This is a genomic window from Amaricoccus macauensis (assembly GCF_014201905.1).
GTDB lineage: Bacteria > Pseudomonadota > Alphaproteobacteria > Rhodobacterales > Rhodobacteraceae > Amaricoccus > Amaricoccus macauensis.
The window spans coordinates 588,117-603,776 of record NZ_JACHFM010000001.1; the positions used below are offsets into that span (position 1 = coordinate 588,117).

Annotated in this window: 13 protein-coding genes; 12 read left to right on the plus strand and 1 reads right to left on the minus strand. The window is 70.0% G+C overall.

Going from position 1 to position 15,660, the window contains the following annotated elements; all coding sequences use genetic code 11:
• Positions 1–7: 7 nt before the first annotated feature.
• The gene (locus HNP73_RS02835; RefSeq protein WP_184146910.1) at positions 8–1,291 is read right to left on the minus strand and encodes a flavin-containing monooxygenase; all 1,284 of its coding nucleotides are present in this window, start codon (positions 1,289–1,291) and stop codon (positions 8–10) included.
• A 200-nt stretch (positions 1,292–1,491) separates the two neighbouring features.
• Between HNP73_RS02835 and HNP73_RS02840 the strand changes: the two genes are divergently transcribed.
• From HNP73_RS02840 to HNP73_RS02895, 12 genes are all read left to right on the plus strand, one after another.
• Positions 1,492–2,532, plus strand: coding sequence for a LacI family DNA-binding transcriptional regulator (locus tag HNP73_RS02840; protein WP_343063185.1), 1,041 nt, complete (start codon positions 1,492–1,494; stop codon positions 2,530–2,532).
• On the plus strand, positions 2,529–3,833 hold the full coding sequence (gene xylA, locus HNP73_RS02845) for a xylose isomerase (protein WP_184146912.1): 1,305 nt from the start codon (positions 2,529–2,531) through the stop codon (positions 3,831–3,833). The genes HNP73_RS02840 and xylA overlap by 4 nt, the downstream gene beginning before the upstream one ends.
• A gap of 15 nt (positions 3,834–3,848) precedes the next feature.
• The gene (locus HNP73_RS02850) at positions 3,849–4,901 is read left to right on the plus strand and encodes a sugar phosphate isomerase/epimerase family protein (RefSeq protein WP_184146914.1); all 1,053 of its coding nucleotides are present in this window, start codon (positions 3,849–3,851) and stop codon (positions 4,899–4,901) included.
• Positions 4,902–5,208: 307 nt separating this feature from the next.
• The gene (locus tag HNP73_RS02855) at positions 5,209–6,318 is read left to right on the plus strand and encodes a Gfo/Idh/MocA family protein (protein WP_184148008.1); all 1,110 of its coding nucleotides are present in this window, start codon (positions 5,209–5,211) and stop codon (positions 6,316–6,318) included.
• Complete coding sequence (locus HNP73_RS02860) at positions 6,315–7,814, plus strand: ATP-binding cassette domain-containing protein (RefSeq protein WP_184146916.1); 1,500 nt, start codon at positions 6,315–6,317, stop codon at positions 7,812–7,814. Before HNP73_RS02855 ends, HNP73_RS02860 begins: the two co-directional genes overlap by 4 nt.
• Positions 7,811–8,782, plus strand: coding sequence for an ABC transporter permease (locus tag HNP73_RS02865; RefSeq protein WP_184146918.1), 972 nt, complete (start codon positions 7,811–7,813; stop codon positions 8,780–8,782). The genes HNP73_RS02860 and HNP73_RS02865 overlap by 4 nt, the downstream gene beginning before the upstream one ends.
• A 73-nt stretch (positions 8,783–8,855) precedes the next feature.
• Positions 8,856–9,803: an ABC transporter substrate-binding protein gene (locus HNP73_RS02870; protein WP_184146921.1), complete on the plus strand. Its 948-nt coding sequence runs from the start codon at positions 8,856–8,858 to the stop codon at positions 9,801–9,803.
• Between the two features lie 161 nt (positions 9,804–9,964).
• Positions 9,965–11,563, plus strand: a complete 1,599-nt coding sequence (locus tag HNP73_RS02875; RefSeq protein ID WP_184146923.1) for a hypothetical protein — start codon at positions 9,965–9,967, stop codon at positions 11,561–11,563.
• Between the two features lie 154 nt (positions 11,564–11,717).
• Positions 11,718–12,026, plus strand: coding sequence for a hypothetical protein (locus HNP73_RS02880; protein WP_184146925.1), 309 nt, complete (start codon positions 11,718–11,720; stop codon positions 12,024–12,026).
• Positions 12,027–12,068: 42 nt separating this feature from the next.
• The gene (locus HNP73_RS02885) at positions 12,069–13,196 is read left to right on the plus strand and encodes a glycosyltransferase family protein (RefSeq protein WP_184146927.1); all 1,128 of its coding nucleotides are present in this window, start codon (positions 12,069–12,071) and stop codon (positions 13,194–13,196) included.
• Positions 13,171–15,285, plus strand: coding sequence for a glycosyltransferase (locus HNP73_RS02890; RefSeq protein WP_221288151.1), 2,115 nt, complete (start codon positions 13,171–13,173; stop codon positions 15,283–15,285). The genes HNP73_RS02885 and HNP73_RS02890 overlap by 26 nt, the downstream gene beginning before the upstream one ends.
• Positions 15,236–15,646 (plus strand): hypothetical protein, encoded by a 411-nt coding sequence (locus tag HNP73_RS02895; protein WP_184146931.1) that lies wholly within the window; start codon positions 15,236–15,238, stop codon positions 15,644–15,646. The genes HNP73_RS02890 and HNP73_RS02895 overlap by 50 nt, the downstream gene beginning before the upstream one ends.
• Positions 15,647–15,660: the final 14 nt, after the last annotated feature.

Below are 15,660 nucleotides of genomic sequence, written 5' to 3' on the forward strand. Positions count from 1 at the left end.
TCCTTGATCAGGCGGTTTCGGCGGACGTGCCGCTCGCGTCGGCCTCTGACGGGGCGCGGTAGGCACGATAGCTACGCTGGATGGCGATGTGGTCGGCGACGAAACGCGCGTCGTGCCAGACGCCCCAGATGAAGGACGAGCCACGGCGTGACAGCCACGGCAGGCCGAGGAAATAGACCCCGGGCTCGGACGAGACGCCGCGCTGGTGCTGTGGCTTGCCGGTTTCGTCGAAGGCGTCGACGTTCAGCCAGCCGAAGTCGAGACCGTAGCCTGTCGCCCAGACGATCGAGGTGATGCCTTCCTTCGCGAGGTCGAGCTCGAGGACCGGGTTCGTGACGCACTCGGGGTCGGGCAGGACGATACGGGCCTCGGGCTCCTCGGGCAGGTCGGCGCCGTTGCGCGCCACCCAGGCGTCGGCCTCGTCGAGGACCGAGAGATAGTTCTCGTCACCGCTCGCGAGGTTCTCCGCGAGGCCGGGCTCAATCGCCAGCACGCCGTCCGCGAAGCCCTTCGCCTTGCCGACGAGCGTCGCGCCCTGCGCCGCGAGGCGGCGGAAGTCGACCGTCTGGCCGCCGTGGGCGCCGGAGACCGCGAAGGTCACGTGCTTGTTCGAGGACGGCCCCTCGAGGTCCCATTTGTTGAGCACGCCGAGCCACCAGACGTTGTCACGGCCGCGGTAGCGGCGCGGCGGGCGGTCGTGCGGGCCGATGGCGATGAAGACCCGGCGGCCGGCTTCGAGCAGTTCCTCGGCGATCTGCGCACCCGAGGCCCCTGCCCCGACGACGAGCACCGCGCCCTCGGGAAGCTGGGCGGGGTTGCGGTAGTCGGCGGAATGCATCTGGACGATGCCAGCGCTGTCGGGGACGACCTTCGGAAAGACCGGGCGCTGGAACGGGCCGGTGGCGGCGACGACGCTCTGCGCCTCGATGACGCCCTCCGAGGTCTCGACCCGGAAGCCCGGGCGGCCGTCGAGCCGGCGGACCTCGCGCACCTCGACACCGCAGCGGATCGGCGCGGAGATCTGTTCGGCGTAGGCCTCGAAGTAGTCGGCCACCGCCTCCTTGCCGACGAATTCCTCCTGATCCCCCTCGAAGTCGCGGCCCGGGAAGCGGTCGTGCCACGCCGGGCCATTCGCCACGAGCGAGTCCCAACGGCCGCTGCGCCACTTCTCGGCGATGCGGGCCCGCTCGAGGACGAGGTGCGGGATATCCTGGCGCGAGAGATGCTCGCTCATGGCGATTCCGGCCTGGCCGGCCCCCACCACGAGCACCTCCACCTTTTCAACGGACATATGAATTTCCTCTGCAATCGGAGTCGGCGGAACCGCCGTCAGGAGAGACAATCGCTCGGATCGGGCTTCGGATAAACTATCAAATCTCGTTGGTCTGATTCGGATTATCCGAAGCCTTCGCTCGAATTGATAGACGTAGATCAGAATAAGATTGACGCCTATCATTGGCTGATCCACCCTCTGGCGCAGGGAGGACGGGCGTGACCATACGCAAACCGACGCTGCACGACGTGGCGCGGACAGCGGGGCTCAGCTACGCGACGGTCGATCGCGTCCTGAACGGGCGCGGCGGCGTGGCGCAGAAGTCGGTCCAGCGCGTCCGGCAGGCGGTCGATCTTCTGGGCTATCAGCGCGACGAGCTGGCGGCGATGCTGTCGCGCCGGCGCAGCTATCGCTTCCGCTTTCACCTTCCGGCCGGGGACCATGGCTTTTACCGCGCGCTGCGGGCGGCGGTCGATGCCGAGGCGCTGGCGCGGCGTGGCGAGCGCGTGGAGATCGTGGTCACCGAAAGCCCTGCCCTCGACGCCGACGCGCTCGCGGAGGGGCTGGAGGCGCTGGAGCACGGCGACTGCCACGGGGTCGCCGTGGTGGCGGTGGACACTCCCCGCGTTACCCGGGCGATCGCCCGGCTGACAGAACTCGGCATCCCGGTGGTGACGCTGGTCTCGGACGCGGGCGGTCGAGCGGCGCATGTGGGGATTGACAACCTCGTCGCCGGGCGCACCGCCGGGCGGCTGGTCGAGATCGCCCATCGCGGGCGGGGCGGCCGGGTGCTGCCGGTGATCGGCGCGCTGACCCAGACCGATCACCGCGACCGGCTCAGCGGGGCGACAGAGGTGCTGGCGGGGGGCGGGATCGAGGTCCTGCCCGCACTTACGGTGCAGGATCGCGGCGACCTGATGGCGGCGATGGCGGGCAAGGCGCTCGCCGCCACACCGGGGGTGAGCGGCATCTATTCGATCGGCGCGGGCAACCGCGGTCTCATTCCGGTGCTGGCCGGCCTCGGGGAACGGCGTCCGTTCGTGGTGCTGCACGAGCTGACGCCCTTCACCCGGGCAGCGCTCGGCGAGGGGCTCATTGACGCGGTGATCGACCAGAACCCCCGGCGCGAAGTGGCGCTCGGGCTCGACGCCATGAAGGCGATCGCCGACGGGCGGACGGGCGGCGCGCTCACCGTCACGCCGGCGATCTATCTGAGGGATAACCTGCCGCCCGAGGCGGCCAGCGGAGGAACCACATGAGCGGATACTTCGACGCAATCGCGCCGCTGTCCTACGACCCCGATGCCGATGGCCTGGCCTTCCGCGCCTACGATCCCGACGAGATGGTGATGGGCAAGCGCATGGCCGACCAGCTGCGCTTCGCGGTGGCGTTCTGGCACAGCTTCGGCTGGGAGGGCGGCGATCCGTTCGGCGGGCAGACCTTCGAGCGGCCGTGGTTTCCGGCGAACACCATGGAGCTCGCCGAGATGCGGGCGAACGCGGCGTTCGATTTCTTCAAGGTGCTCCGCGCGCCGTTCTTCTGCTTCCATGACCACGACGTGCGCCCCGAAGGCGCGAGCCTTGGCGAGAGCCGCGACCGGCTGGAGCGGATCGCCGACATCTTCGAGACGCGGATGGCCGAGACCGGCACCGGGCTGCTCTGGGGCACGGCGAACCTCTTCACCAACCGCCGCTTCATGGCGGGCGCGGCGACAAACCCCGACCCGGAGGTTTTCGCCTATTGCGCCGCGACGGTGAAGGCGTGCCTCGACGTGACGCATCGGCTGAACGGCGAGAACTACGTGCTCTGGGGGGGGCGCGAGGGCTACGAGACGCTGCTCAACACCGATCTCGGGGCCGAGCTCGACCACATGGGGCGCTTCCTCTCGCTCGTCGTCGAGTACAAGCACAAGATCGGTTTCAAGGGTGCGATCCTGATCGAACCGAAGCCGCAGGAGCCGACGAAGCACCAGTACGACTATGACGTCGCCACGGTCTTCGGCTTCCTGCAACGCTACGGCCTGGAGAACGAGGTGAAGCTCAACATCGAGCAGGGCCACGCGATCCTCGCGGGCCACAGCTTCGAGCATGAGCTGGCGCTGGCGAACGCGCTCGGGGTCTTCGGCTCGATCGACATGAACCGCAACGACTATCAGTCCGGCTGGGACACCGACCAGTTCCCGAACAACGTGCCCGAGGTGGCGCTCGCCTACTACGAGATTCTGAAGGGCGGCGGCTTCACCACGGGCGGCACGAACTTCGACTCGAAGCTGCGCCGCCAGTCGCTCGACGCGGAGGATCTGGTGGCCGCGCACGCGGGCGCGTTCGACGTCTGCGCGCGGGGACTGAAGGCGGCTGCGAAGATGCTCGAGGACGACCGGCTCGAAGCCGCGCGGCGCGCGCGCTACGCCGGATGGAACGAGCCCTGGGCGAAGGCGATGCTGGAAAAGGGTGCGACGCTCGAGGGGATAGCGGCGGAGGCCGAGGCGAAGGGTCTCGATCCGCAGCCGGTATCGGGCCGGCAGGAGCGGCTGGAAAACCTGGTCAACCGCTACGTCTGACGGGAGGAACTTGCGATGAAGACGATCAAGGGGCCGGGGCTGTTCCTGGCGCAGTTCGCGGGCGACGAGGCGCCGTTCAACTCGTGGGATGCGATCACGACGTGGGCGGCGGATTGCGGCTACGCGGGGGTGCAGATCCCGAGCTGGGACGGACGCCTCTTCGATCTCGCGAAGGCGGCGGAGAGCCGGGACTATTGTGACGAGGTGAAGGGGGTCGCGCAAGCCAACGGCGTCGAGGTGACGGAGCTTTCGACGCACCTGCAGGGGCAGCTCGTCGCGGTGCATCCGGCCTATGACGACGCGTTCGACGGCTTTGCCGCACCGGAGGTGCGCGGCAATCCGAAGGCGCGGCAGGCGTGGGCGGTCGATCAGGTGAAGAAGTGCCTGACCGCATCGCGCAACATGGGCCTGCCGGCGATGGCGACGTTCTCGGGCGCGCTGGCCTGGCCCTTCGTCTATCCGTGGCCGCAGCGGCCGGCGGGGCTGGTCGAGACCGCGTTCAGCGAGCTGGCGGCGCGCTGGAAGCCGATCCTCGACCACGCGGAGGACTGCGGGATCGACGTCGCCTACGAGATCCATCCGGGCGAGGATCTGCACGACGGGGCGAGCTACGAGATGTTTCTCGAGCGCGTCGGCAACCATGCCCGCGCCTGCATGCTTTACGATCCGTCGCACTACGTTTTGCAGTGCCTCGACTATCTGGAGAACATCGACATCTACCGCGACCGGATCCGCATGTTCCACGTCAAGGATGCCGAGTTCAATCCGACCGGGCGGCAGGGTGTCTATGGCGGCTTCCAGTCGTGGGTCGACCGCGCGGGCCGCTTCCGCTCGCTCGGGGACGGGCAGGTCGATTTCGGCGCGGTGTTCTCGAAGATGGCGGCGAACGACTTCGACGGCTGGGCGGTCGTCGAGTGGGAATGCTGCCTGAAGCACCCGGAGGACGGCGCCCGCGAGGGGGCGGAGTTCGTGAAGGCACACATCATCCGCGTCACCGACAAGGCCTTCGACGACTTCGCCGGCGGCGGCTCGGACGAAGCGGCGAACCGCCGCATGCTGGGAATTTGAGGATGGCGAGGATCACGGTCACGACCGCGTCGGGCGACGTATGGCACATCCACAAGTATGCCGGTGGACCCAAGGTAAGGCCGGACAGGGACGGAAGGACCACGGGCTACCGCTGCACGCCGCCCGGATCGAACAGGTCCGAGGACGCGGTATCGTTCGAGACGACTTCGGACGCTGCTGCTTTCCTCCTGGGCAACCGGGGCTGGGGTGCGAGGTTCAGCCCCAATGGGACTGACAGCCCCCAGAGCATCTTCAGTGAAAGCATCCAGATAGATGGGGTCTTGAGGTGAGCAGGATCAGGCTGGGAATGGTCGGGGGCGGCAAGGACGCCTTCATCGGCGCGGTGCATCGGATCGCGTCGCGGATCGACGGCGAGTTCGAGCTGGTGGCGGGCGCGCTTTCCTCGACGCCGGAGCGGGCGCGTGACAGCGGCGTGGCGCTCGGGCTCGACCCGGATCGCTCGTATGGCAGTTTCGAGGAGATGGCCGAGGCCGAGGCGGCCCGTGAGGATGGGGTGGAGGCGGTGGCGATCGTCACGCCGAACCACATGCACGCCGCCCCGGCGATCGCGTTCCTGAAGCGGGGGATCCACGTCATCTGCGACAAGCCGCTGACCGCGACCATGGAGCAGGCGGAGGAGCTTGCGGCGGCGGTGGCGGGCTCGGAGGCGCTCTTCATCCTGACGCACAACTACACCGGCTATCCGATGGTGCGGCAGGCGCGCGAGATGGTGGCGCGGGGCGATCTCGGCACGCTCCGCGTCGTGCAGGTCGAGTACGCGCAGGACTGGCTGACCGAGGCGAGCGAGAGCAAGCAGGCCGAGTGGCGCACCGATCCGGCGCGGACCGGCGCGGGAGGCTCGATCGGCGACATCGGCACCCACGCGCTGAACCTCGCCTGCTTCGTGACCGGGCTGACGCTCGACGCGCTGGCGGCGGACCTGCAGAGCTTCGTTCCCGGGCGGCCGGTCGATGACAACGCGAACATGTTGCTGCGCTTCGGTGGCGGCGCGCGGGGAATGCTCTGGTGCAGTCAGGTGGCGCCCGGCAACGAGAACGCGCTGCGCCTGAGGGTCTACGGCGAGACGGGCGGGCTCGAGTGGGCGCAGGAGGAGCCGAACCACCTCTGGTACACGCCGTTCGGCGAGGCAAAGCGGCTCCTGACCCGTGGCGGGGCCGGTGCATCGGCCGCGGCGGCGGCGGCTAGCCGCACGCCGGGCGGGCACCCGGAAGGCTATCTCGAAGGTTTCGCCAACATCTACCTCGGGGCGGCGCAGGCGATACGCGCGGCGAGGGACGGCAGCCGGGCGGAGGTGCTCGACCTCTTGCCCGGGATCGACGCGGGAATGACGGGGATGCGCTTCATCGCCGCCGCGATCCGGTCGTCGAAAGCGAACGCGGCCTGGGTCGAGCCGTGAGCGAGCCCGTTCTCGCCCTCGACGGCGTGAGCCGCAGCTTCGGGCCGATCGAGGTGCTGCACGGCGTCAGCCTCGCGCTCCGGCCGGGACGGGTGCATGCGCTGATCGGCGAGAACGGCGCGGGGAAATCGACCGCGATGAAGATCCTCGCGGGCTATCAGCCGCCGACCTCCGGCACGGTGCGCCTCGACGGCGCGCCGACAGCCTTCGCCTCGATCGGAGAGGCGGAGGCGCGCGGCATCTCGATGATCCATCAGGAGTTCAACCTCGCCGAACAGCTGACCGTCGAACAGAACATCTTTCTCGGCCGCGAGCTGAAGCGCGGCCTGCTGCTCGACAAGCCGGCGATGCGGGCGCGGACACGCGAGCTTCTCGACCTGCTCGACTGCCATGTGGCGACCGACCGCAAGGTGTCAGGCCTGTCGAACTCCGACAAGCAGATGACCGAGATCGCCAAGGCCTTGCTGCGCGAAACGCGCGTGCTCATCATGGACGAGCCGACGGCGGTGCTGACCTCCGCCGAGACCGCGGTCCTGATGCGGCAGGTGCGGGCGCTGCGCGAACGGGGGGCGGCGATCCTCTTCACCTCGCACAAGCTCGACGAAGTGAAGGGGATCGCCGACGATCTGACCATCATGCGCGACGGCGCGGTGGTCTGGTCGGGCGACGCCTCGGAGAAGGACGAGCACGCCATGGCCTCGGCCATGGTCGGGCGCGAGATGCGCGACCTCTACCCCGCGAAGGGACCGGCCCCCGGCGAGGTGGTGCTGGAGGTCTCGGGCCTGAACGTGCCCGGTCATGCGGAGGACATCTCCTTCACGCTCCGCAGGGGCGAGATCCTCGGGGTCGCGGGCCTGATCGGCTCGGGCCGGACCGAGACCTTCGAGGGGCTTTGCGGCCTGCGCGCGGCGACGGGTGAGGTGCGCGTGAAGGGCCGGCCGGTGACGATCCGCCACCCGTGGGAGGCGCTGGACCTCGGGCTCTGCTACCTGACCGAGGACCGCAAGACCCGCGGGCTCCTGCTCCGGAAGGGGATGCGGGAGAACCTGACGTTGCAGGCCCTCGACCGCTTCACCCACGGCCTGATCGACACGACCGCCGAGGAGGCCGCCCTCGACAAGGCGGTGCGCGAGTTCGACATCCGCGGCAGTCGCGCGGTCCGGGTCGGCAACCTGTCGGGCGGCAACCAGCAGAAGCTGCTCTTCGCCAAGACCATGCTGTCGGAACCCGAGATCGTCGTCATCGACGAGCCGACGCGCGGCGTCGACATCGGCACCAAGCAGCAGATGTACGGCTTCATCCGCGGGCTCGCGACCGAAGGTCGGGCGATCGTGGTGATTTCGTCGGAGATGCAGGAGGTGATCGGCCTCGCCGATCGGGTGCTCGTCATGCGCCGGGGCCGGGTCGCCGGCGAACTGGCCGGCGCAGCGGCGTCGGAGGATGCCATCGTGCGGCTCGCCATGGGCGTCCTGCCGGCTGAGGAGACCGTGGCATGAAAAGCCCGAAGATCCAGATGAGCGTCGTCGGCCCGGTGCTGGCCCTCGTCGTGCTGCTCGTGCTCGGCGCGAGCCTCAATCCGAGCTTTCTCGCCTGGGACAACGTGACGAACGTGCTGGCGCGCTCGGCCTTCATCGGCATCATCGCCGTGGGCATGACCTTCGTCATCACCGCGGGCGGGCTCGACCTCTCGGTGGGGTCGATGGCGGCGTTCATTGCCGGGCTGATGATCCTCGTCATGAACAGCGCGCTGCCGAGCCTCGGGGTCGGCATCCCGATCGTGCTCCTCGGCATGGCGGTCGCGCTCGCCGCCGGACTGGTGGCCGGGTGCCTGAACGGCATCCTGATCTCCCGGCTGGGGATCGAGGCCTTCATCGTGACGCTGGGCTCGATGGGCATCTATCGCAGCCTCGTCACCTGGCTCGCGGACGGGGGCACGCTGTCGCTCGATTTCGGGCTCCGCACCTTCTACCAGCCGGTCTACTACGGCGGGCTCTTCGGGGTGTCGTGGCCGATCATCGTCTTCGCGCTGGTGGTGATCGTCGGCGAGATCGCCATGCGCTCGACCGCCTTCGGGCGGCACTGCGCGGCGATCGGCTCGAACGATCAGGTGGCGAAGTACTCGTCGGTGAAGGTCGCGCGGGTGCGGCTCACCACCTACGTGGTGCTTGGCCTCCTCGTGGGCGTGGCGACGATCCTCTATGTGCCGCGCCTCGGCTCCGCCTCGCCCGCGACCGGACTGCTCTGGGAGCTCGAGGCGATCGCGGCGGTGATCATCGGCGGCACCATGCTCCGGGGCGGCTTCGGCCGGGTCTGGGGCACGGTGATCGGCGTGCTGATCCTGAGTCTGATCGGCAACATCCTCAATCTCACCGATCTCGTCTCGCCCTATCTCAACGGCGCGATTCAGGGCGCAATCATCGTGCTCGCGGTGATCCTGCAGCGCGACACACGGCAGGGGCAGTAGCGCGGCCCGCAACTGGGGCCCCCGACCGGGCGCACCAAGGCAAGAACCGAAACCAAGCAAGGGAGGAAGGAACATGAAGCATTTCGCGGCCGCACTGGCGGTATCGGCGGCGCTCGCCGTACCGGCGTTCGCTCAGGACGGCGAGACCAAGGTGATCGGCGTCTCGATCCCGGCGGCGACCCATGGCTGGGCCGGCGGCATGAACTACTTCGCGCAGGCGACGGTGGAGCGGCTGGAAAAGGTCTATCCGAACCTCGACTTCGTGCTGACGACCGCCTCCGATCCGGCGAAGCAGGTGAACGACATCGAGGACATGGTGGCCGCGCGGCACGTGAACGCGCTGGTGGTGCTGCCCTTCGAGTCCGAGCCGCTGACCGGGCCGGTGCAGAATGCCAAGGCGTCGGGCGCGTGGATCACCGTGGTCGATCGCGGGCTGTCCGTCGAGGGAATCGAGGATCTCTACGTCGCCGGCGACAACCCGGGCTTCGGGCGCGAGTCGGGCGAGTACGTGGCGTCGGCGTTGCCGGAGGGTGGCAAGATCGTGGTGCTGCGCGGCATCCCGACCACCATCGACAACGAGCGGGTCGAGGGCTTCCAGAAGGCGATCGAGGGCAAGAACATCGAGATCCTCGGCATGGAACACGGCAACTGGAACCGTGACGACAGTTTCGCGGTGATGCAGGACTTCCTCTCGAAGTATCCGCAGATCGACGCGGTGTGGGCCTCGGACGACGACATGGCGGTGGGCGTGCTTGCCGCGATCGAGGCGGCGGGGCGCAAGGACATCAGGTTCGTGCTCGGCGGCGCCGGCATGAAGGAGATGGTGAAGCGTGTCATGGACAAGGACACGATGATTCCCGCCGATGTCACTTATCCGCCAGCGATGATCGCCACGGCGATCGAACTGACCGCAGTCGGACTTGTTTCATCGGCGCCGGTTTCGGGCAAGTTCATCATCGGGTCGGTGCTGATAACGCCCGAGAATGCAGAGGGTTATTACTTCCCGGACAGCCCCTTCTGAGGGCTGGAACCTCCGTCCCGGCCCGACCGTTCCTCGGCGGGTGGCCGCGTAGCCGGGGCGAAGGCTGGAATCCCAGGCCGTAAGGCACTAGGTATTTGCGAGTACCGTGCCGCCTCCGGGCGGGCGCGGCGCAGCGCGTGGGGTGCCGCATGGGAGGGGTCATGTCTGATGAAGTGCGCGGAGCGGCCCGCAACCTGCCGGCGGTAGAGCCCGGTTGGGAGGCGTTGCTGGACCCCGCAATGCTCGAAGCACGGCTCGTCGACGCCCGCACCAGACGTGAACAGGCGCTGGCCGCCCGGCGCGCGGCCGCCGATGGAAAGGCCGACGGCAAGCCGGCTGGCGCAACCCGACCCACGGCGCCTTCTTCTGCCGCTTCTTCCTCCCCGGCATCGAGGGCCCGCGCCGAGCGGCTGCGTGCCATCGAGGAAGAGCTGGCCAATGCCCCCGATCCGTTCCTCGCGCGTGCGCCGTCGACCACGCCGTCGACCGCACGGGCCGATTCCACGGGCGACCTGAGCGCCGCGCCGACGGCGCGCACCGCCGAGCCGGGCGCCCGCGTGGAGGCCTCGCCCACAGCCGAGCCGGGCGCCCGCGGGGAGGCCTCGCCGACAGCGGTGCGTCCGCAGACCCCGGACCCGGAGGCAAAGCCGCGGCTCCGCGCCGGCCCGAGGCCGTTGCCCGGGTCGACGACGCGGCGCGTCGAGGCCGCCGAGCCTGCCGAGACCGCCGGCACCATGACGCAGCGTCTGGCGACCGTCATCGTCCGGAAGCAAACCGAAGCCAGCCCGGCAACGGCACGTGCCGGCGAAGGCCATTCCGCCGCAGGCCGCCCGCTTCAGCCGCGCGCGCCCCGGCCCCGTACCATCGAAGAACGGGCCGTCGAAGCCCGTGCCGCCGAGTCGCGACCTGCCGAGTCACGGCCGGTCGAGCCGCGGCCCGTTGAATCACGGCCCGTTGAATCGCGGCCCGTCGAATCACAGCCCGTCGAGTTCCAGCCCACAGAGCTTGGGCCGGCCGTGGGCGGGTCGCGCGCCGCGGCGAGGCCGCGGAGGCAGCGGCCGGTCTGGGCATGGGCCGCACCGGCGCTCGGGCTCGCGGTAGGCGCCGGCGTGGCGCTCGGCATCTACTGGTGGCCCGCTTCCACCCCGACCGCGACGGCGCCAGCGCCGGCGACCGCGACGGCACCGAGCGTGCCCGACACCACCGCCACGGCCAGCCGGACCGGGGTCGGGACGTTGTCGGGCCCGATTGCCGGTCCCGTCAGCCCGGCGATGCCGGGGGAGCTGCCGGGCCTTGCAGCGTTGCCGGGGCCCGCTGCCGGCGCGGTCGAGCCTGATGCACTGGCGACGCCGGTCCTGTCGCGCCTCACTGCGGTGGAGCCGCTCCGGCTGCCCTCGATCGAAGCTGCGACCGCGGCGGTGGCCGGGCTGGTTTCCGGGCCGGGCCGCGTCGGTCCGGGCCTGCGTTTTGGCGCGACCGAACCGGCGCCGGGCCCGTTGGCGCACCCGACGGTATTCTGGGCGGGGGTGTCGGGCACACCGGCCGTCGAATACGCGCTCGCCGGCGGCGACCTGCTGCGGCCGGCTCCGGTGGCGGCGAGGACGCCCGTCGCCCCCATTCCCGTCGCGCCCGCCGCCGCTCCTCCCGAGCCGCAGGTCGCGACCCAGGTACCGACGGCGCCGGTGGAGACCCCGGCCGTGCGGAACCGGCTGGAACGGGCGGTCGAATCAATGCTGCGCGGCCGAATCTTCGGTCAGTAGGCGCAGAGAGGACACGGAATACGGTAGGGACGCACGGCTTCCCTCGCCTGAGTGGTCTGCCTAAAGGTAAGGCAGCGTCGGGTCGCCGCGAGTCGGTGGTCCCGGGCTTTCCACCCCGGACGAGGTCGGCGGCTGCGCAGAAGACGGAAGAACGATGCGACGCAGGATACTTGTTACGGCATCGGCGATGATGCTCGCCACGCAGCTCGGCAGCCCCCTGGCGGCCGCCGAGCCGACGACGGAGCAGCTCGGCACGATTTCGGGGCTGCTTGAATCGAATGACGTGGAAGGCCTGCGCGGCTATCTCGCGCAGCATCCCGACCTGGCGGAGGGCGACACGCCGCTCGCCTCGCTGCTGCGCCGATTCCTGGTTGAATCGGTCGGCGGCAACGACTTTTTTCGCTACCGCAACCGCCCGAACGATGATGGTCCGTCGTCCGCGGCCGACGGACCGGGCTACTGATCCGTGCCGGCCGTGGTCGAGGCGATCAGGGGGCGACCGCAGGTGCCTGCCGCCCTGCCCCCTGCCTCGATCCGATCCCGGCGGCAACGGGTCGCGCTTCTCGTGGAGCCGCGGTTCCCCGGCGGCACCTCCGGTGCGGTCGCCGCGGAAATCCGCGCGCTCGCCCCGCACGTCGACCTTTCGGTGGTGACGCTCACCACCCGGATGTTTCCCGACCGGCCGATCCACCCGGAGATCGCCCGGGCGCTCGAGGACGCGGGCCTCGCGCTCCTGCCGGAGCCGCCCGTCGTCCGGGCGGATGCGATTGTCCTGCACAATCCATCCGCGTTGAGATTGGAGACGGCGCTGGCCCCCCGGCTGAGCGCCGCGCGGACCATTGTGGTCACGCACGAGAATTTTACCCGCCCCGGAGGGCACGAGAGCTTCGATGTCGGGCATTGTCTCGCGCTCGTCGCCCGGCGGATAGCGGGGGGTGAACAGGTGCTCGCGCCGGTCTCTGCCGCGAACCGGCGCACGGTGGCCGACTGGCTCGCGTCCCGGCCGCAAACCGGCTGGAGCCTCGCGGGCGACGACTGGTCGAACATCCTCGAACTGCCGTTCGTCGCGCCGACGACGCGGCCGCGTGACCGTCGCGGCCGGCATTCGCGACCGGGTTTCGAGAAATTCCCCGGACTTGCCGCGCTTCACGCGCAGTTTCCGGCCCACGCCGAGCGGTGCGCGATGCTCGGTGCCGACACGCTGCTCGCCGACCGCGAAGGACAGCCCGAGCACTGGAACCTGCAGCGGTTCGGCGCGATGCCGGTCGAGGAGTTCCTCGCCGGGATCGATTTCCTTGTCTACTTCACCAGTCCCGGGTGGCGCGAGAGCTTCGGACGGGCGATCGCCGAGGCAATCGCCGCGGGCAAGCTCGTGATCACCGACCCCGAAACCGCCGCCACGTTCGGCCCCGGCGTGCTCGCCGCGGCAGACGGCGGGACCGGCGGCGACGTCAATGCGATCGTCGCAGCCCACCTCGCCGATCCCCGCCAGTACGCCGCCGCGGTCGAACGCGCGCAGGCCGACCTCGCCCGCCACCGGTCCGAGGCGGTGGTTCCGCGGCTTCTGGCCTTGCTCGCCCCCCGGACTGCGGCCCATGATAGCGGCCATGCTGCCCCCCATGCTGCTTTGTGAGACTGCCCGCGACGGGCGCACCGACTCCGAACATCTGGCGATTTTCGCGAGCCAGCTCGCCGCGCTCGGCTTGCCGGCGCGGGTCGATGTGGGCGCGGTGCCGGAGCGCGCCGGGCTGCACCTGCAGTTCGACTTCGCGCCACTGCTCTCGGATCGCGCGCTACGGCCCGGTGACACGCTGGCGCTGCTCGCCGCCGACCAGCTCAATGACCGCACGCTGCTGCGTCTGCGCCGCCTCGCGGGTGACACGGGCGTCGCGGTGCGCGCCTTTGGCAGTTTCTCGGCAACCCAGACCGCGCTCGGCGCCCGCGCCCGCCTTGCCTATGTACTCGGCAGCGAGCCCGAACTCTTCGATCTCGGCCCCGGCGCCGGGCGGACCGCGCCGCCATTCGGCGTGCCGCCCCTCGCACCACGGCCTCGGGGAGAGGCGCCCCGCGTCCTGCTCGTCGGGCCGGACCTGAAGGATCCGGCGCAGGTGGCGGCACTCTCGGCACTGGCGCCGCGCCGCGGCCTGCGTTTTGCCGTCCTCACCGACAGCCGGACCAAGCACGACTGGATTGCCACCCACGGCCACGCGCTGCCGGTCTTTGCCTATGGCGAGGCGCTGCCCCTGACGCTCGCGGGGCGCACCGATCTCGCGGTCTGCTTCAGCCGGATCGAGGGCAGTTTCCGGTTGCAGACCCTCGTTGCCAACCTGCTGCTCGCAGGGGTTCCGCTTCTCGACGGCACGGCGGGCCACCTGAACGCCTGCGAGAACGACGCCTTCGTGCCGGCGCCGCCGGGCATCGTCGGGCTCGACGCCTTCCTCGACGCCGAAATCCTGCCGAACCTCCATCACATCGGCGAGAACGTCCTCGCGAGCCGGGCGGCCATCACCGCGCGACCGGGACGGGTGCTCGCGTTCCTCGGTGCGCCGCCGCCCGCGACCGCCCCCGCACGCCCGCTCCGCAAGCCGGGGCCGGCGGCAGGCGGGGTGGTGTTCGTGCCGACGAACGGTGTCGGCCTCGGCCATGCCCGGCGCTGCACCCTCATCGCGCGCGAGATGGCGGCGGACCGGCCCCGCCCGGTCTTTGCAGCCTTCGCGAGCTGCACGCCACTGGTGAAGGCGCAGGGCTTCGATGCGATGCCGCTCATCGGCCGCTCGAAGCTGCACGCCCAGAGCCACGAGCACGACCTCGGCAACTATCTGAGGCTGCGCGCACTCACCGCGGGGGCGCGGACGCTGGTCTTCGACGGCGGCTACATCTTCGACTCGATCTATCGCACCGCGCTCGAACCCGGGATCGCCGGGATCTGGATCCGGCGCGGGCTCTGGCGGTCAGAGCAGGACAACTCGATCGCCCTCGACCGTGAGAAGGCGTTCGACCGGGTCATCGTGCCCGAGGAGGCGTTCCCAGAGCTGAACACCCCCTACTCGCGCGGGCCGCAGGTGGCGAGCGTCGGCCCGATCGTGCAGGCGCTGCATCTCGACGAGACCGCGCGCGCGACGTTCCGGGCGGAGCTTGCGGAGCATTTCGGGCGGCCGTTCGAGCGGCTGGCGGTGTCGCTGCTCGGCTCGGGTGTCGCGGGCGCGCGCGGCAGTCAGGTGCAGGCGCTCTGCGGGCTCTTCGAGCGGCGCTCCGACACGCTGCACCTGGTCGTGGTCTGGCCGAACGCAACGTTGGAGCCGGCGTGGTTCGGCTGGCGCAACTCGAGGATCGTGCGCACGACGCGCGCGGCGGTGCTGACCGCGGCGGCGGACGTGACCGTCACGGCGGCAGGCTACAACTCGTTCCACGAAGTGCTTTACAACCGGGTGCCGGCGATCTTCGTGCCGCAGTCCGCGAATTTCATGGACGACCAGCATGCCCGTGCCCGGGCGGCTGCCGAGCGCGGCCTCGGGGCGCTGGTCGAGGCGCACGAGCTCATGACGCTGGAGCGGCTGGTCGGCCGCTACCTCGACGACGGCGAGGCCGAGGCGATCCGCGCGCGCCTCGCCTTCGCCCAGCTGCCCGAACCCGGAGCCCGCCGCGCCGCGGCCCTGATCGAGGAAACCACCTATGGACCCGACGCTGTGGAACTCGATCCTGTCGCGGATCGGCAGGGATGACGCGGAAGACATCGACGCGATTCTCGCCCCGCATGATCCGTACCGCGCCGAGCCGGGGCGCGACCTCTTTCCGCTGCCCGAAGCGGTGCTGATGCCGGGCAGCGAGATGAAGCGCGCCGACGCCGTGGCGGTTGGCCTGCGCGCGGGCGCCACGGCGTCGGACGCGGTCGATCGTGCCGCGCGGGTCGCGGCCTTTGCCGCGGAGCGCGACGTGGAGATCATCGTGCTGACCGACGCCGACCGCAGCGGCTTCGAGCGCTTCGGCTTCCGGGTCGAGCGCATTGCCGGCGATACCGTGGAGGCACGGGACGCCTGTGAGGACCAGATCCGCCGGTTCTGGAACCTCGATCTTGTACTTTGAGTCTGTGAAAGGAC